The sequence below is a fragment of the Blastopirellula sp. SH421 genome (assembly GCF_057808535.1).
Window position 1 is genome coordinate 4,721,376 of sequence record NZ_CM173712.1, and the last position, 16,843, is coordinate 4,738,218.

The following is a 16,843-nucleotide window of genomic DNA, read 5'->3' on the forward strand; positions in this document are numbered from 1 at the left end:
GCGAACGTTTATTGATCGCGGCGCAGATCGACCGTGGGCGGAGCGTTGCGACTTGCGTTCCAGTGCTTCCACTGAGCTTCATCGTAGCCAAAGTTGGCGGTTAGCTCCGCCTTTTGCAGCGTCTCGAGCAGAGCTCGCAATACCACTTCGTTTTTGGCATCTTGGGTGATGATCTTCGGCTTCGATGCGCCAAATGAGAAACCGCCCGTACTGCCGCTGCCGAACGATGCCGAGGTTTCGCCCGGCTTGCCTTGCGTCACCTTAAACTGGTGCGATGTCACTAACGCATCGATCAGGGGATCAATCGCGGCCGGATGCTTGAGTCGCGCGAGTACCGCAGCGGCTCGATTCACCACGGTATTATCTTTACTTTGCAGCAGCGCGATCAATTGAGCGGCGGCGAGATCATTCGGGCGGCGCTCAAGCACAATGGTCGCGCGATCCCGAATTGACGCCGACGGATCGTCGATCGCCAGCTTGGTCAGCGCCAAAGTGGAGGGCCCGTTTTCGAGATTGCCCAATGCGTCAATTAACAGTTCACGCAGACCTTGGTATTTATCATCTTTTAGCATGTCGATCAGCGGCTCGGTCGCCTGAGGATCTTTGATCGCGGCGATCTCCGCCTGTGCTTTGGCTGCTCGATCACCGCCACGATTCATCTGCAGCAGATACGAACGAAGCTGGATGCGCCACTCTTTAACTCCTGCTTCGTATTTCTGCGCTCGCTCGCTGAGCATGACATCTTGCGGGAACTTCCACTTCCCTTCATGCCGAATCATGCCTTGGCTTTTATTCCAGACTTCGGGAATAATCCACTCACCGCGGCGAAGGATGTAGCCCAACGCATGTCGCGCCTCGGCATTGCCGGGATCCAGCGCCAGGATCTGTTGCAGATGATGTTCACGCTGAACCGGTAAATTATTGTTTGCGCACCACTGGGCCATCTTCCAGTTACCTTCCACATCGGGAGGCATCTGCGGTAAGATCGCTTCGTAATGACGCTGCTGCGGCGATTTCTCAATGACCTCAGTCACAAAGTCGGCCGGTAGGATCATGTCGCCGTTGACCGTGCGAACATGCAACTCTTGCGGCGTCTCCGTCGTTGGGGTCAGCAATTCCCCTTCGATACGTCCTCCCGAGTGAAGCACAAACACGTCCGCCAGCGCCGGCGTCGCGAAACAAGTCGCGGCCAAAAAAAGAGCGGTGCTGGGACGACAAATCAACTTCACGTCGGTCTGCAAGTCGGGGGAAGACAGGGGGATCGGTTCAGTTTACGACGCTCGACAACGCGGTGCGCCGTAAATTTCAACACCGCTCCAGCCGTAAAGATACGCTTTTAGTATAAGCGAGTGCGATGGAAGGAGCCAACGAGAAGCACTAGACACCCCACAAGCAGGGGAAAATATCGTCGGTTTGCAACGTTTATACGGACGCTTCGCCGCGAGGAACAAGCTGAAATGCCAGCAAGATTTCGTTTGGGATGCGTCGCGGAGTCCGTTTGGCCATATCAATCAGCACCCACTTGGTTTCGGCTTTCGCCAGCGTCCGGTCGTCGCTGACGCGGCAAATTTCGTACTGCCGCAAGACGGAAGCGGTGAAATAGTCCGAGAGCCAAGTCCGCACAACCAACTCTTCCCCGGCAAAAGCAGGCGACAAATACTCGATCGCATGGGCTCGCACCACCCAACCGCAGCCGAGTTCCTCGTAACGCCGTTTTCCCCAATTCTCGGCCACGGAATGGGCGACCGCCGCGTCCTGCATCCACCGCAGATAAACCAAGTTGTTGACATGCCCTTGCATGTCGATGTCGGCCTGAGCGACCGAGATCGCATGTTCGTAAATAGCAGGCACAAGTGACCTCACGAAGAAACCGTAATTCGTCGCGGCGTAAAGAAGTTGCGGACGTCAACCACTTCCATGCCGGCGCGACGCCCTGCTTCGATGCCGAGATCGGCATCTTCGTAAACGCGGCAATGCTCGGGCTCTACTTTTAATTGTCGCGCCGCTTCCAAAAAGACGTCCGGATGCGGTTTGTGCCGCTCGGTATCTTCCGACGTGACGCACGCGTCAAAGCAACCGGTCAGACCGATGTGAGCCAAAATCAGGTCTGCGACGTATCGCATTGCCCCAGTTGCAACCGCCATCGGCAGCCGACCCCGGTATTCATAAACCAGCTCGACAACCGGCTCGATCGCGGTCACCTCGGCGATTTCTAGCAAAAATGCTTCTTCCTTCTCGACTGCGACCGCTTGAGAATCGAGGACAATCCCCTGCTCTGCGGCCAGCAACTCGACGATCTTATGACTGGGACACCCCCCCAGCGAATAAAAGCGATCTTCGTCAAACGAGATGCCATATTTTTTCATAGTCGAGCGCCATGCGATATAGTGCGCAGGCATCGTGTCGGCCAGCGTTCCGTCGAGATCAAAAATCAGTGCGTCAAAAACCATTGCAGATCGATTCCTTGCGGCTAAGGTGGTGGGCCCATTCTAATGGGAAAACCCCGATTTTCGTAGGCCGCGGGTTACCGACGAAATTCGTTGACCCGGCCCCCGGAAGACGCATAATGGATCTTCCCCCCTTAAGCCTCACTCGACGGAGTCGATTCATGTCCCGCCTGTTTTCCCTACTTTTGATTTTCCTTTCCTTTTCCGCGGCGCATGCAGGGGACAATTGGCCAGAATTTCGTGGTCCAAACGGGGACGGCGTCGCCAACAGCGAACATTTACCTGTTGATTTCAGCGATCCCCAAGTTCTGAAATGGAAGACCGCCATCCACGACCGCGGCTGGTCTTCGCCGGTCGTTTGGGGAGATCAGATCTGGGTGACCACGGCCACCGAGGATGGCAAACAACAGTCCGTACTCGCGCTCAATCGCCATACCGGCGAAATCTTGATCGATCGCGTCGTCTTTACGACCGAGAGCCCTCAAGAGAAAGAAGTCAGCAATAGTTACGCATCCTGTACTCCCGCGATCGAAGCGGGACGTATCTACGTCCACTACGGCAGCTTTGGCACCGCATGTCTTGATACAGAGACCGGGGCGACAATCTGGGAGCGACGTGACCTGCCGTGTGATCATTGGCGCGGGCCAGGGTCGTCTCCGATTATCGACGAGCATAACTTGTACGTCGCTTTTGACGGCTACGATTTGCAATACGCAGTCGCGCTTGACAAACAGACAGGCAAAACCGTTTGGAAGCAAGATCGCAACATTGACTACGGCACCGACAACGGCGACCGCAAAAAAGCGTACAGCACAGCCTGCTTGTTTGAACACGAAGGCCAACGCCAACTGGTGATGCCTAGCGCAACCGACACGATCTGCTACGATCCAGAAACCGGCGCTGAACTATGGCGAGTCAAACACGGCGGTATGAACGCCGCTCCGCGTCCGCTCTATAAGCACGGTCTGGTATACATCACCGGCGGCGACGGCGATCGCAAGTTGTTCGCAATGGATCCATCAGGGCGTGGTCAAATCGCGGATAGCGCCATCGTGTGGGGAATGTCCAAAGGGGCTCCTTATCGTCCGTCGCAAGTCATTTTGGACGATCGCATGTTTATCGTCGACGACAAAGGGATCGCCACCTGCGTTGATGCGCTGACCGGCGAACAAATTTGGCAAAAGCGGATCGGCGGCAACTATCGCGCTTCGCTGTTCGCCGCCGGGGGCAATCTTTATTGCTTTGATGAAAGCGGCAAGATCACTGTCTTCAAAGCGAGTGATGAGTTTGAAATAGTCGCCGAAAGTTCGCTACCTGACGGATTCCAAGCTTCGCCGGCCGCCGTCGGCGATTCGCTGTATTTGCGAAGCCTAAAAGACCTATACTGCTTCGAGAAGTAACATCGCCTAACAAGTCTCCGGCATGAACGTCGGCATGACGATGCCGTCAATGACCGGAGTCTCGTCAAACGCCTGGGCTAGGTGAAGTTCACAATTACGTCCGCCTAGCGCGTACATCATCGCAACCAATTTTGCGTTGTTGCTAGGGATCAACGCCACCGGCGTCTTGCCTGGATACTGGTTCAGTTCGGTCAAAATCAGCGCGGCCATCTCGGTCGCGCTGGCGCCGACGCCGGGACCGATCATATTGCTCGCTGGATGTCCGATCGAGGCCATGGCCCCGGTGATTTTCCCTTTTCGCTCAATCACGGAACAATGCCAATAGCCGCGAGCATTCTCGATCATGTAGCGCCAGTCTCCTTCGCGCGATGTCCGCCAGATCTCTTGCTCTAGCTGATCGATCTCTTTCACATCCGCTAACGTGGCAGGGCGAACACGTTCGGTCGGTAAGTCAATCAGGCTCAGCCCTCCCTCTTCTGGAACGCGAAAAAACATATCCTGATAGACGGCATAGGGATGAAAGAAGCGTCGGCTGTAGAGTGAAAACGAGTCGAGATTCATCGCGCTCGATACCAGCCGGACCGGCATCTCGCGATCTTCGGCGAGACCAATAATATCATCCAACAGCGCACTGGCGATCCCGGCGCCAGCGAATTGGCTCGACGCATTCATGATGCCCAGCGAGATATGCGTCTTGCGGGGATGGTAGAAACAAGAGCCGATCAAGCTGCCATCCGCTTCGCTGTGCGCCACCAAGCAGCAACCGGGATCGAGATCTTCATACACTTCCGGAAACAGCAAACAATCTTCCTGAGGCCCTAGAAAAATTTTTTCGCGGCCATGCGACTGATACCAACTATTGGTGGAAGTATGAATCAGCGCAGCAATCTCGCCCGCATCAGCCGGCTTGGCGGAATGAATCTTAAACATGGGTGCTCCAGCGACGAATGTTTACCACTCTCTAGTCTCCTTTGCCGCCTAGGGTGCAGTCAACTCGGCTAGGCCAAAACCGATTGCCGCTTTTTTTGAATTTTTCAACTCCTTTTTATGCATGAATTGATACTGCAAACTTATTGCAATTGAATTGGACCTGAGCGAGAATCGAGGGAACGTCCTCCGAGAAATACCGTTTTCCTTCCGATAGATGGCAATTGCATGCGAACCAACAACTCCATCAAAGTGCAGCGTTCGCCGCTCGGTTTTACGCTGGTGGAACTGCTGGTCGTCATTGCGATCATCGGCGCGATGGTTGCTCTGCTAATCCCAGCCGTTCAACAAGCTCGTGAGGCCTCTCGCCGAGCGCATTGCCAAAACAACCTGCGACAGATCGGGATCGCCTCACAGCTGTTTCATGACGCCGAAAATCGCCTGCCGCCGGGTTGGATCGGCGTCACGATGTCAGGAGATGAAGAAGTCTTTGGGCTGACCGGCTGGGGTTGGGCCGCCCACTTGCTCTCGCAACTAGAGCAAGGTGCGATCGCTGATCGCGTGGCGCTCGACTGGCCGATGCTGCACGAAATTAATGACGCAAGTCGTCAACAAACGATCACGACCTTCTCTTGTCCCAGCGATCCCTCGTCTCTGGATCTTCAATTCGAATATGGTGGCGGCACGGCGTTTTCGCTTCCTGCGTCGCACTATGTCGCCAACTTTGGACCGGCGCCGTTGTCAACATCCAGCGGTTACTCCGGCGCCAAACGCCGCTTTACCGGCAAGCCTTTTCACGGACCGTTTCATCACAATAGCGAAACGAAGCTGCGTGATTTTATCCGCGGCACTAGCAACACAATTCTGGCAGGCGAACGTCGCTCCCAGCAAACGACTGGCTCTGCCCGCGCTACGTGGACCGGCATTGGATTCGGCCATGCAGAATACCTCGCTCACGTGGTTGGCAGTTCTCACCAGCCAATCAACGCCGACGATCACTCCGCTTTCTCGAGCAGTCACGTTCTCGGCTCGTTCTTTTTGTATGCGGATGGACATGTCTCGTTCTGGTCGCAGCAGAACGAACATCAACTCTTAGCAGAGTTGACAATGCTCAACCCTGCCGACGATCAGCTGGACCTTTTGTTGGGAGGAGATGGAAGCGATTTGGGCAATGTGCTTGCCGATCCACCCAACTCCGGCGAGGACTCCGGTAACGGTGGATCTGGCGATTATCCAATCAACGGAGGCCCCGTCGGAAGCATTGGGATCTGTCCGATCTGCCTGCGTCCTTCCGATGTACCTTGGCCTCATGTTCCCGGCGAAGAGGACCATGTTACGATCAGTCGCCCGATCCCTATTCGCTAACGTCGTCCAGCGGTCGATATCGACTTTGCGCTTTGGTTAGAATCAGAATACGCGATTTGCGTAACTTAGCAGGCAAGCTTTGCATCCAAGGTTGCGTCTCGCTTCGATCGAAGATTCTCGCGAAAGAAAGTCATGCGTCCTGCAAAATACGTTCTCTTCTTACTCTTGCTACTTCCCGCACCATCGGCCTGGGGGCAAGACTCCGGGATTGAGCCGGCGACGCTTGATGGGCGCGACGGGCGAAATTTGGCGCTCGACCAATTCTTCCCCGCGCCTAAATTAAAGGTCGCCGAGACCAAGCTACAGCAAGCCAAGTATCCGGTGATCGACGCGCATACGCATTTCCGCTATCGCCTACGAGGTTCGCTAGAGCAACTGGACGATTTTGTCGCCGTCATGGACCAACAACAGATTGCGATCTGCGTTAGTCTCGATGGCCGCTTGGGAGATGAGTTTGACGAGCATGCCGCCTATCTTTGGACGAAATATCCCAACCGGTTTTTGATCTACGCCAACATCGATTGGCAAGGAACCGGCGATCCCGAGAAACCAGAGACCTGGGATTGTCAGCGACCTGACTTTGGTCGCCGCATGGCGCTGGCGCTGGCGGAGGTCAAACAACAGGGCGCCAGCGGCCTAAAGATCTTCAAGCAATTTGGCCTTGGCTACAAAGATGCCGATGGATCGCTGCTGAAAATTGACGATCCCCGCTGGGATCCCATTTGGCAGGCCTGCGGCGAACTTGGCTTGCCGGTCATCATTCATACCGCCGATCCGGCCGCTTTCTTTGACCCGATCGACGAAACCAACGAACGCTGGGAAGAACTGCATCGTCATCCCGATTGGCATTTTCCGGCCGACAAATTCCCGAGTCGCGCCGCCCTGCTGGAGGCCCGCAATCGCGTTATTGCGCGGCATCCCCAAACCAACTTTATCGGCGCCCACTTTGCGAATAACTCTGAAGATCTAGCCACAGTCGACAAGTGGCTAGAAACGTATCCCAATCTTTACATCGAGCCGTCGTCGCGCATCAGCGAGTTAGGACGACAACCTTACACCTCGCGCGCCTTCTTTATCAAACACGCCGATCGCATCTTATTCGGAACCGACGGGCCCTGGCCCGAGCTACGACTAACTTACTACTGGCGTTTTTTGGAAACGTATGACGAGTACATTCCCTATTCTGAAAAGCCTTTTCCACCGCAAGGCTTTTGGCGCATCTACGGCATTGGTCTCCCCGACGAAGTGCTGAAAAAAGTCTACTACGAAAACTCTTGTAAACTAATTCCGCACGCCCAAGAGAAACTAGACAACTGGCGCGAGGGGCAGGCCGTGCTTGCCAAATAATGCCGCAGCGGTGCTGATCGACTCATGCTTTACAGTAAATGGCGAGCTTTAATTTCCAGATACTGGTTGACCAAATTCGCGGTCAGATCCTCCGGAAAAACATCCATCGCCATCACGCCGCGATGGGCCAGGTCGGTCAATACTTGGTGTCGCCAAGTCAAAATTTCGGCTGCGGCGGCCGCTTCAAACAGACTGCGCCCGTATAACTTCTCGGTATCGGCGGCGTCAAAAATGCGATGATCACGCAGTAAGATCCCTAGCGGTAGATGCCGCCCAACAATCGTGCCCAGGTATTGCTCGATCTGATGCGCGTTGACTTCGTCGATCACATTAGAAATCATCACGACCAGCGAACGCTTCTGGCAATGGGCTCTTAAATACATAAACGCCGCATCGTATCGGGATTCGACCAACTGTGGAAAGCGATCGTACGATGCGTGCAACAGGTGGTTCATCTGGTTCGATCCGCTGCGAGGCGGAACGTACGAAAGCACCTCATTGGAAAAGCAGATCGCGCCGACCGAATCCCCTTGCCGCAGCGCGACATAGCTCATCATCAACATCGCGTTGAGCGAGTGATCGAGCAGACTAATACCATCGGCCTCGTTGGTCATCATCCGACCGCAGTCAATCAAAAAGATGATCCGCTGCGATTGGCTACTCTGAAATTCTCGCACCGTCAAGCGACGTCGTCTGGCGGTTGAGCGCCAATCGATATGTTTGTAGTTATCGTCCAGCGTATAGTCGCGGAGACGCTCAAAATCATGATCTTGGCCCACGCGACGCGTGCGGCGCACCCCCATCAAACTAAGTCGATTGGTCCGCGCCAGAATCGCATATTCCGACAATTGCTTCATGTCGGGGTAGACTTTCACCACCGTTTCGCAGGGGCTTGAAATATACTTTCGCCAAAAGCCGAAGGTACTTTCAACCTGGAGATAGATGCAGTCCAAATTGAACGCGCCGCGTTGACTTGGCTCAAACTCATAATGGACCGTCGCGCGACTGCGCGGCGCGATATCAACGCGAAACTCTTCTGGAGTCGCCAAAAACTGTTGCGGCAAATCGTCCCGCACTGAGATCTTCAAACGCCGTGCGCCGTGATTTTCTATCAAAAGCGTAACACGATGTTTTTTTTGTAGCGATGCGATTCGCAACGTCTCCCGCTCTGCCGAAAGATGCTTCGCCTTGGGGAGCCGCGTCAAGTCGTATCCGAGAAAACACAAGATTGCCGCATCAATGACCAAGACGTAGAGAAGAGCATCCGTATGAAACAATACGCCAAACGAAATAAGCAGCGGCAGCGCAAACAAACACGCAGCCCACCGCGTCGGATAGACGCGCCAGATATAGGCCAAAATCAACAACGGAATTGCAAACAGCAAGAACATCAACAGCGGCATCGCCGTGAGTTGTTCGGACTTCAGCCCCAACTCCGTCAAGATGGTCTGCCAGATCCCTGGAGCTTGCGACTGCGCAAACAGCATGATCGCCAGCTCGGATTGCATCAACTGGTTCACGAAATTCACAGCCGCGGAACCTCCACGGTCCGAATCAGCTCGGTCAACAAATCATCGACGTCATGTCCCTCGACTTCCGCTTCGGCCGACAAGATCACGCGATGCCGTAATGTAGGAATCGCGATCTGCACGACGTCATCCGGCACCGCATAGTTGCGCCCACTGAATGCCGCCAAAGTCCGCGCGCCTTGCATCAGCGTAATCCCGGCGCGAGTGGATGCTCCCATGTGAAACTGCGGCCATTCGCGCGTCAGACGGACGATCTTGTTGATATAGTCGATCAACTTATCGTCCACGATCACTTCGCTATTGAGCTGGGTAATTTCTAAAATTTCTTGCGGCGAAGAGACCACTTCCAGTTCTTCTTCCAAGCGGCGATTGATATCCTCTTGGCGACTGTGCATCCGCAAGATTTCGGCCTCTTCCTCGATCTCCGGATAGTTCAACTTGAGCTTGAACATAAACCGGTCCAACTGCGCCTCAGGCAGATTGTACGTTCCTTCCGATTCGATCGGGTTTTGCGTCGCCAAAACCAAAAATGGGCGATCAATCTTGTGACTGGTTCCGTCGATCGTCACGCGAAACTCTTGCATGATTTCTAAAAGAGCCGCGTGCGTCTTGGCAGGCGAGCGATTGATTTCGTCCGCCAACAACAATTGCGTGAAAATGGGACCTGGTCGAAAACGGAATTCGTTGGTCTTCATGTCGAAGATTGGCGCACCGGTAATATCAGACGGCATCAAGTCGGCGGTAAACTGCACGCGACCAAACTGACACCCCAGCACGCGCCCCAACGTACGAACAAACAGCGTCTTCCCCAATCCCGGCGCGCTTTCAATCAAGACGTGACCGCTAGAGAACAGTGCTGTCAACGTTCCCAAGACTAGTTCGTCTTGGCCAACATAGATTTTGCTGACTTCCTTGGTGATCTTTTTGAATAGCTGACGCGTCCGCGTATCGCTTCCTTCTTCGGCATGGTGTCGATCTATAGTCGAGCGAAACGCGCCGACTTCTGACTTGGCGGCCGTCGAAGGCGCAGTGTGCGCAGCGGACGGCATCTCGAATTTTGATTCGGCGGACGCGTCGTCGGCGGCGCTATCTGCAGGGATGATTTGTACTGAGCCGCAGTCAGGGCACTTCGCTTTTTTGCCGGCCGCAGAACTCGGGACGCGCAGAATTTTCTGGCAAGCGGAACAAGCGAACTCGATTGTATCGGAGGTTGGCGAACTCATCGTTGCGAATCAAGGCTCCCAGGAGGGGACAAACGGCAAGGCTAAGGCTTAACACGCGCGCGACCGACGCGTCGATAGACGGTCTCGCCGCGCGCGATCTGCTGATATTGGCGTACGCGCAATTGAGCGTAATCGTAGTCGTCGGTCGCTTCCAGCAATTCGCCGAGCGCGCCGATATGTTTTTCAAAGTCGGAAGATCGGGCCTCCGGCAGCTGTTTTGGTCGTCCAAAGATCGGGAACGAAGCGAAGCAAAAGACAATCAGCAACAGGCCGATATGCATTCCCAACGCACTGATCGGCCAGACGGTCAACCACTCCCAGCCAGAGCGTCCCTGAGCAGTGTCGCTGGAGTTAACGATCTTGACGCCAGCTTCGTTGGTTTCCAAAAAGGTAACCGTCTTTCCATAGCCGCATTCTTGCACCAGCGCGGCCGCCAATTTGCGATGCTCGTGATTGACCAGCGGCTGATTCAGCAAAAACGAGCCGTTACTAACCAAGATCAGTTGCATGCCGGCATCGTCCGCTTCCGAGTAGCGAATAACGATCGGATCTTTACCGTCGGCGGTCGACAACAAGATTTCGCTCTCCGGAAATCGATCCGCGAGATTCGGCAAATCCTCGCTTTCCCAATCCGCTGGCAGCGAAATGCGAGAACGGAGCACAATGTTTGTTTGAGCTGCGTCAATCAATTCAGCCCAATTACCTGCGAGTTGCTTCGGTCGCCGGATCGGCAAGTCTCGCTTCACCGAGTACCAGTCGCAGTCGAACTCTTCACTCGACTCGGCGGATCGCTTTGCAAAATCGTGGATCGCCATTCCCTGCTCACGCTGGGCGACCCACTGGTCTGCTGGCGAAGCGTTCTGCTGCATTGCGTTCCAATACTCGATCGCCGCGTCATAATCACGATCGATATAGATCAACGTTCGCCCGGAGCCAGACATCAGCCAATCTTCCAAATAGGTCTGTGCTTCTTTGCTTGGCGCGTTAAACGTATCGGGAGCCCAGACAATAACGTCGCTCTCCTGGATGCGCGGCGACAAACGCTCTGTTGAACGAACGGTATACCCGGCCTGGCGAAACAACTCACCCAAGACGTGCGTTCCATTCACGCTGGCCGTTGTTTGATAGCCGTTGCGTGCGCCGTAAGCGCTGGGGATTTTAACTTCTCCCGAAGTGCAGCCTGCGGCGGCGCAAAGCAGCATGCACGTTAGCAAAAGCAAGTGGTAGAAAACGATCGACTTCATCGAACGACTCCGCTCAGCTGTTGTCGAAACGGCCCCAACTGCTGCCAGCAACGTTCAAAACTTGATCGCGATAGATTCTGCTGACCAAAGAAAACCTCTTCAAACGCGCGCATCGTCACTTCCAAGATCTCCTGCACCGCGAGATTTTTGCGAATCTCCCGCAAATACTGGCCGTTCGTTTTTCCTTTCGACAAGCGAATGATTTGGCTCTTGTCGAGCTCTACGAGTTCGTAGCTAAAGAGATAGACGATCGCCTCGTTGTAGTCGCCGTTGTCGTAGCAACGTTGCGCTTCGGCCAGCAGATCTGAGTCAGGTCGCTTCACTTGAAAGGGCAAACTTTCTAATCGATCCACTTGGGAGGTCACATCCGGCGTTTCACGGCGTTTCTGCCCCTGCTCACCAATATTTTTTAGCTCAGCCTCTTCGAGGTAGCGATAGATGAAATAACCTATCACCCCCAACGCGACCAGCACCAAGGTATAAATCATGATCGCACCCAACGACCAAATGCCGTCGAACAACGCGCCTATCCAGGAAAAGTCTGGCCACCAATTCCAATTGGCCGATTTGCCGGCAGGTGACGGCGCAGCAGGGCGATATTCGTTGCCTTGCGGAGGAGTCACTGGAACACGTGCCAGTTCATCTTTCTCGGCGTCATACCAAGCGGCGGCCGGTAGCTGCGCCAACTCTTCTTGAGTTGTCGCCACCGGATCTTCGACATAGCCGCTTGGTCCTTGATCATCCCACCATTCCTGTGCGCCGGCGACAGAGAGCTCCCAACAGGTAGCAAGCGTGCAGAGGGATACGATCAGAGCGAGTCGCGTACATGGTTTGCAGAGGTTCATGCGACGACTCCTTTCCAGCGATTCGCTTCGGCTCGCACGACCAGTTCCACTTCCCAACCTTCGCGGCGAATGCGGAGATCGAGATAGCTCAAAAATCGCGCGACCGTCATGTACGCCGCCACCAACCACAGCGAAACAGGCAGTAGCAAATCCAACATGAACGAGTCCCAACTCCACATGCCGAAGAGATAGCCTCGAATTGCCCAGATATTTATGCAAATGGCCGCCGCCAACGGGATCGCCAAAGTCGACGCCATGGCGCGAATCACCATATCGCCAAAGTTGGGATTGTGCAAAGCGCCGCTACGTCGCCCAACCGTCATCGTGTTGGCGTCTTTGGCATAAACCGGGTTTCGTTCGAGCAGAATGATCTCGTTTAAAAACGGACGAACCCCTCGCAAGATCGTTGCGTAGGCAATCACCAAAAACAGAAAAAAACCTGCCGCTTCCCCATCATCCAGCGTACACAGATAGACCAATCCCATCCCTGGTACGACTCCCCGTAACATCGCGACCAGCCAAAACATGCGGGGAATCAGTGCAAACGGCGCCGACAGCATACGCCGCCAGTCAGGTTTGTCATGAAACATGGCATCCCCCAGCATCAACGTCACCAGCGCTGTCGCCAACGGAGCTTCGAGATAGATCAAGATCACCATCAGAAGCCCGTATTGCCCCTTGGTTACATCCGTGGGCAAGTCAGGACGTAGATTCCATAACAGAAGGACATTGATCAACATAAACGGCAGCGCGATGGCCGCAGTCGTCACCAAGATCCGCGCTGCGAAGCGTTTGGAAACTAGCAGCGCCAAGTCGAACAGTTCGAGCAATCCACGCTCACGGATCACGATTTGAGTTTTATCAAGCTGCACTTGGTTCTCCTCGCGGAAAGCCGAGCACCACAAAATAGATCATCAACAGAAAACTGCAGAAGATCGAGATGAAAACCTTCATCTCAAACGGCAACGCCGAAGGCGAAATCCAGGCTTCGATCATCGCCGCCAAGCAAAACAAAGTTGCCGATGCTCCCATGATTGGCAAGCTGCGACGCGCGGCGATTGTTAACGAGTCAAACCGACGGAACGCGATCAATTTTGCTTTGGCGAACAAGTCATCGCCGGGCTCTGGATCTTCTCCTTCTTCCAGCGTGTTCTTCCAATGCCGTGGAGAGATGATCGCCATCCCCAACCGGAGTCCGGCGCCGGCCGCCAAAGCGATTGCGGTCAGCTCGAACGGCCCGTGCGCCAACACAAATTCAAAGAAGTTGTCACGCACATCTTCCGGCACGACAGGGCTGGACATGTATCCAAACACTGCGCCCAAATAGGTAGCATTGAACATCAATGTTCCGATTCCGCCGATCACCGTGATGCCCGTCGCAAAACATTGCAGCCCGATCGAAGTGTTGTGCTGAACATAAAATGTCGCGCCGGAAGGAGAGACCGACCGATTGCCTACTGAGTGGCGGTGCATGTCGACCATCCCCTCTAGGCTCTCACTGCCGATGATCTCGTTGGTAAATCCGGGATAGATCGCCGGATGGGCGCCAACATACCACGACAGCAGAAAGAAGCCGAAGAAGAGAAAGAAGCAAAGATGCACGCAACGGTCGACAAAAATATGCTGCGGCGTCGTGATAAACAACTGGTAAAACAGACTGGTCCAATCGATCTTGCGACTGCGATACAGCTGGTTGTGGGCGCGACCAACTAGCTGATGAAGATATTCCACAATGTTAGGGGGCAATTGATACGAATCGGCCAGCGCCAAATCCGCGCAGGCGGCGCGATACAGCGCCGCAAATCGCGAGATCGCCCGGGCTCCTAACTTTTTCTTGCGGCGCATTTCCATCGACGTGCATAGCACTTCCAGCTCTTGCCAGTTGCGGCGACGACGTTCGATGAGTTCGGCAACCTTCACACGCGTCCCTTTATCGGTTCAGCAATTCGGTATTGGTGAAAGTCGTAGTTTCAGTCGTCGTCGGTTGTATCGTCGCGTTGGCTGGAGGTCCGCCTGCGTAAATCGGCGAATCGGCCGATGTGCGATCCTCTGAAGTATCCGACAAGAAGGTGCGATAGTACAACGCACACAACATCAAGTCGTAACTAGTGTCGGCCGGTAAGTTAAATTGCTTGAGCATCGGCTCGGCCAGATGTCTTGCGATCTCGCGCCGGCGTGCCGTCGTAAAGAACCGACGACGTTCGACATAGGTCGCAACCGCTTTGCAGAGACTTGGACCGGCGACAAAGTTGGGGGGGATGTAATCGGCCAACTGTCGTGCCCGATCGTCTTCAATCTTGGCAATTTTCATCAGCCAGCTGCGGTCTTCGATCACCACCATGGTCGCGACCAGCAAATCTCCCAAGCGTTGAAATCTCGGATTGAGCGTCGGAACGATCAGCCCAATCAAAAAGGTTGGCAACCAGGGACCGGGAAAACCTAGCCCTTCGCGCATCCACTCAAACGGAAACGGCGCTAGCGGCAACATATCGGCATAGCGAAACAGATTGCGGCCAAATGCCTGCAATGCGTTGATCGGCTCTCCATCAACGGTCACGGCCCGAATCGACAACGCGCGTTTCCCTGGCGTCTGGCCGTTCCAATATGTCTCAAATAATGCACCGTAAAACCAATCGATGATAAACAACGCCAAAAAAGCGATCGCATTGCCGAGTTCGGCCATCGCCCCAAAACGGTCTAACACCCCAGTGCAGACAAGCACGATCAGCAGCGTCACGTAAACCGAGACGCGGATCGCGAAATCAATCAGAAAAGCGGCCAGCCGACGAAAAGGACCGGCAGCCTGGTAGTAGAACGCGATATTCTCTGGAGTCACGATCTTCAATCGCGAATCGATCGGGTCGATGGTGCTCACCATGCGCGAAATCGTCATCGGAATGAAGAGAAGAAAAACCGCCCCGGAGTTCGCATCCACGGCCCTGCTCTAGTGTAGTACGCCGGGACGCCCTCTCTCCAGTGGTTTGTCCCGCGGAATCGCCGGAAGGTTCTCAAAATCGAACAATTCGCTATATTTTGAGCGCGTTCCCCTAGAATTTTCTTGTCACTTTCGCCTGGGAAGATCCGATGCGTCAAACCTATCCGCTGCTTTTTGCCGGCAAATCCCAGCAGCCCAATCTTGACCTCGATGTTTATGACAAGTACTCAGGCGAAATCGCTGCGCGTGTTCCACTGGCTTCTCCGCAGTTGATTGAGCAAGCGATTGCGGCCGCGGCCGCCGCCGCACGTCCCATGTCGCAACTCAAAGCCTACCAGCGGCAAGATGTCTTACAACATTGCGTCACGCGATTCACAGAGCTTCAGGACGAACTGGCCGAGACTCTCTGCGTAGAAGCCGGCAAGCCGATTCGCGACAGTCAAGGCGAAGTCACCCGCTTGATCGATACCTTTCGAATCGCGGCCGAAGAAGCGACGCGAATCACCGGCGAAGTGATGCCGCTCGACATCTCGGCCCGGGCCGCCAACTACCGCGGCATGTGGCGACGCGTGCCGATTGGAGCCTGCTCGTTCATTTCTCCATTCAACTTTCCACTCAATCTGGCTGCCCACAAAATTGCCCCAGCAATCGCCGCCGGTTGCCCCTTTGTATTGAAGCCGGCCAGTCTGACCCCGCTTGGCGCGCTGATTATCGGAGAAGTCTTGGCCGAAACCGATCTCCCCCCAGGTGCCTTCTCGATCTTGCCCTGTCGTCGGGATGGGGCCGAACTGTTTACCACCGATCCCCGGCTGAAGTTGCTCAGCTTCACCGGTTCGCCAGAGGTGGGTTGGAAACTGAAATCTCAGGCAGGCGCCAAAAAAGTGGTGCTCGAACTTGGCGGCAATGCGGCTTGTATTGTCGACGCGGACGCCAATCTAGACGATACGGTCGAACGCTTGATCATCGGCGCCTTTTATCAATCAGGCCAAAGCTGCATCAGCGTTCAACGCATCTTGGCGCATCGCGATATCTATGACGCGTTGAAGTCAAAACTAATTGCCGCAACCGCCAAACTTAAATCAGGCGACCCCCAAGCCAAAGATACCTTCATCGGGCCAATGATCTCTGAAAGCGAGGCCGAGCGTGTCGAGACCTGGATCAACAACGCAGTTCAAGCCGGCGCCAAATTACTAATCGGCGGCCAGCGCCAAGGCGCGATGGTCGAAGCGTCGCTGCTCGAGCAGGTTCCGACCGATCAGCCGCTTGCCTGCGACGAGGTCTTTGGTCCGGTTGCGATTCTCGCCCCGTTTGACGATTTTAACGAAGCCCTGCAGATCGCCAACGACAGCCAATATGGGCTGCAAGTCGGGATTTTTACCCGCGATATCTACAAGATCCTCGCCGCTTGGGATCAGATGGAAGTCGGCGGCGTGATCATCGGCGACGTTCCTTCGTGGCGCGTCGATCACATGCCGTACGGGGGTGTCAAGAACAGCGGCCTGGGACGCGAAGGGATTCGCTTCGCCATCGAGGATATGACCGAAATCCGCAATCTGGTCATCCGCGAAATTGACGCGTAGC

The 16,843-nt window shown here is 54.8% G+C and carries 15 protein-coding genes; 4 read left to right on the top strand and 11 right to left on the bottom strand.

Going from position 1 to position 16,843, the window contains the following annotated elements; all coding sequences use genetic code 11:
- Positions 1 to 8: 8 nt before the first annotated feature.
- The 3 genes from SH421x_RS19140 to SH421x_RS19150 form a co-directional block, all read right to left on the bottom strand.
- The gene (locus tag SH421x_RS19140) at positions 9 to 1,229 is read right to left on the bottom strand and encodes a HEAT repeat domain-containing protein (RefSeq protein ID WP_488851501.1); all 1,221 of its coding nucleotides are present in this window, start codon (positions 1,227 to 1,229) and stop codon (positions 9 to 11) included.
- A gap of 193 nt (positions 1,230 to 1,422) precedes the next feature.
- Positions 1,423 to 1,851, bottom strand: a complete 429-nt coding sequence (locus SH421x_RS19145) for an acyl-CoA thioesterase (protein WP_488851503.1) — start codon at positions 1,849 to 1,851, stop codon at positions 1,423 to 1,425.
- Positions 1,852 to 1,859: 8 nt separating this feature from the next.
- Positions 1,860 to 2,450 carry an HAD family hydrolase gene (locus tag SH421x_RS19150; protein WP_488851505.1) on the bottom strand — a complete coding sequence of 197 codons (591 nt, stop codon included), beginning with the start codon at positions 2,448 to 2,450 and terminating at the stop codon, positions 1,860 to 1,862.
- 158 nt (positions 2,451 to 2,608) lie between these two features.
- Between SH421x_RS19150 and SH421x_RS19155 the strand changes: the two genes are divergently transcribed.
- Entirely contained in the window at positions 2,609 to 3,847 is a 1,239-nt protein-coding gene (locus SH421x_RS19155) for an outer membrane protein assembly factor BamB family protein (protein WP_488851507.1), read from the top strand.
- Positions 3,848 to 3,853: 6 nt separating this feature from the next.
- Here the strand turns inward: SH421x_RS19155 and SH421x_RS19160 are convergent, their stop codons facing one another.
- The gene (locus SH421x_RS19160) at positions 3,854 to 4,777 is read right to left on the bottom strand and encodes a GNAT family N-acetyltransferase (RefSeq protein ID WP_488851509.1); all 924 of its coding nucleotides are present in this window, start codon (positions 4,775 to 4,777) and stop codon (positions 3,854 to 3,856) included.
- A 225-nt stretch (positions 4,778 to 5,002) separates the two neighbouring features.
- On the opposite strand from SH421x_RS19160, the gene SH421x_RS19165 reads away from it, so the two are divergent.
- Together SH421x_RS19165 and SH421x_RS19170 are read left to right on the top strand one after the other, a co-directional pair.
- Entirely contained in the window at positions 5,003 to 6,139 is a 1,137-nt protein-coding gene (locus SH421x_RS19165; RefSeq protein WP_488851511.1) for a DUF1559 family PulG-like putative transporter, read from the top strand.
- Between the two features lie 132 nt (positions 6,140 to 6,271).
- Positions 6,272 to 7,486 (top strand): amidohydrolase family protein, encoded by a 1,215-nt coding sequence (locus tag SH421x_RS19170; protein ID WP_488851513.1) that lies wholly within the window; start codon positions 6,272 to 6,274, stop codon positions 7,484 to 7,486.
- Positions 7,487 to 7,515: 29 nt separating this feature from the next.
- On the opposite strand, the gene SH421x_RS19175 is transcribed toward SH421x_RS19170, so the two are convergent.
- The 7 genes from SH421x_RS19175 to SH421x_RS19205 are packed head-to-tail and all read right to left on the bottom strand — an operon-like array spanning position 7,516 to position 15,205.
- On the bottom strand, positions 7,516 to 9,015 hold the full coding sequence (locus SH421x_RS19175; protein WP_488851515.1) for a DUF58 domain-containing protein: 1,500 nt from the start codon (positions 9,013 to 9,015) through the stop codon (positions 7,516 to 7,518).
- Positions 9,012 to 10,238, bottom strand: coding sequence for an AAA family ATPase (locus tag SH421x_RS19180; RefSeq protein ID WP_488851517.1), 1,227 nt, complete (start codon positions 10,236 to 10,238; stop codon positions 9,012 to 9,014). Before SH421x_RS19180 ends, SH421x_RS19175 begins: the two co-directional genes overlap by 4 nt.
- A 41-nt stretch (positions 10,239 to 10,279) precedes the next feature.
- On the bottom strand, positions 10,280 to 11,482 hold the full coding sequence (locus tag SH421x_RS19185) for a DUF4350 domain-containing protein (RefSeq protein WP_488851519.1): 1,203 nt from the start codon (positions 11,480 to 11,482) through the stop codon (positions 10,280 to 10,282).
- The gene (locus SH421x_RS19190) at positions 11,479 to 12,327 is read right to left on the bottom strand and encodes a hypothetical protein (RefSeq protein WP_488851521.1); all 849 of its coding nucleotides are present in this window, start codon (positions 12,325 to 12,327) and stop codon (positions 11,479 to 11,481) included. Before SH421x_RS19190 ends, SH421x_RS19185 begins: the two co-directional genes overlap by 4 nt.
- On the bottom strand, positions 12,324 to 13,199 hold the full coding sequence (locus tag SH421x_RS19195) for a hypothetical protein (RefSeq protein WP_488851523.1): 876 nt from the start codon (positions 13,197 to 13,199) through the stop codon (positions 12,324 to 12,326). Before SH421x_RS19195 ends, SH421x_RS19190 begins: the two co-directional genes overlap by 4 nt.
- On the bottom strand, positions 13,189 to 14,247 hold the full coding sequence (locus SH421x_RS19200) for a stage II sporulation protein M (RefSeq protein WP_488851525.1): 1,059 nt from the start codon (positions 14,245 to 14,247) through the stop codon (positions 13,189 to 13,191). The genes SH421x_RS19195 and SH421x_RS19200 overlap by 11 nt, the downstream gene beginning before the upstream one ends.
- A 10-nt stretch (positions 14,248 to 14,257) precedes the next feature.
- Positions 14,258 to 15,205 (bottom strand): RDD family protein, encoded by a 948-nt coding sequence (locus SH421x_RS19205; RefSeq protein ID WP_488851527.1) that lies wholly within the window; start codon positions 15,203 to 15,205, stop codon positions 14,258 to 14,260.
- A gap of 206 nt (positions 15,206 to 15,411) precedes the next feature.
- Here SH421x_RS19205 and SH421x_RS19210 point away from each other — a divergent pair, with 206 nt between their 5' ends.
- The gene (locus tag SH421x_RS19210; RefSeq protein WP_488851529.1) at positions 15,412 to 16,842 is read left to right on the top strand and encodes an aldehyde dehydrogenase family protein; all 1,431 of its coding nucleotides are present in this window, start codon (positions 15,412 to 15,414) and stop codon (positions 16,840 to 16,842) included.
- The last annotated feature ends 1 nt before the right edge of the window (position 16,843 follow it).

Coding starts and splice junctions, on each gene's coding strand:
- SH421x_RS19150 (WP_488851505.1), bottom strand. CDS start 2,450: ATGGTTTTTGACGCACTGATTTTTGATCTCGACGGAACGCTGGCCGAC.
- SH421x_RS19155 (WP_488851507.1), top strand. CDS start 2,609: ATGTCCCGCCTGTTTTCCCTACTTTTGATTTTCCTTTCCTTTTCCGCG.
- SH421x_RS19160 (WP_488851509.1), bottom strand. CDS start 4,777: ATGTTTAAGATTCATTCCGCCAAGCCGGCTGATGCGGGCGAGATTGCT.
- SH421x_RS19165 (WP_488851511.1), top strand. CDS start 5,003: ATGCGAACCAACAACTCCATCAAAGTGCAGCGTTCGCCGCTCGGTTTT.
- SH421x_RS19170 (WP_488851513.1), top strand. CDS start 6,272: ATGCGTCCTGCAAAATACGTTCTCTTCTTACTCTTGCTACTTCCCGCA.
- SH421x_RS19180 (WP_488851517.1), bottom strand. CDS start 10,238: ATGAGTTCGCCAACCTCCGATACAATCGAGTTCGCTTGTTCCGCTTGC.
- SH421x_RS19185 (WP_488851519.1), bottom strand. CDS start 11,482: ATGAAGTCGATCGTTTTCTACCACTTGCTTTTGCTAACGTGCATGCTG.
- SH421x_RS19190 (WP_488851521.1), bottom strand. CDS start 12,327: ATGAACCTCTGCAAACCATGTACGCGACTCGCTCTGATCGTATCCCTC.
- SH421x_RS19205 (WP_488851527.1), bottom strand. CDS start 15,205: ATGGTGAGCACCATCGACCCGATCGATTCGCGATTGAAGATCGTGACT.
- SH421x_RS19210 (WP_488851529.1), top strand. CDS start 15,412: ATGCGTCAAACCTATCCGCTGCTTTTTGCCGGCAAATCCCAGCAGCCC.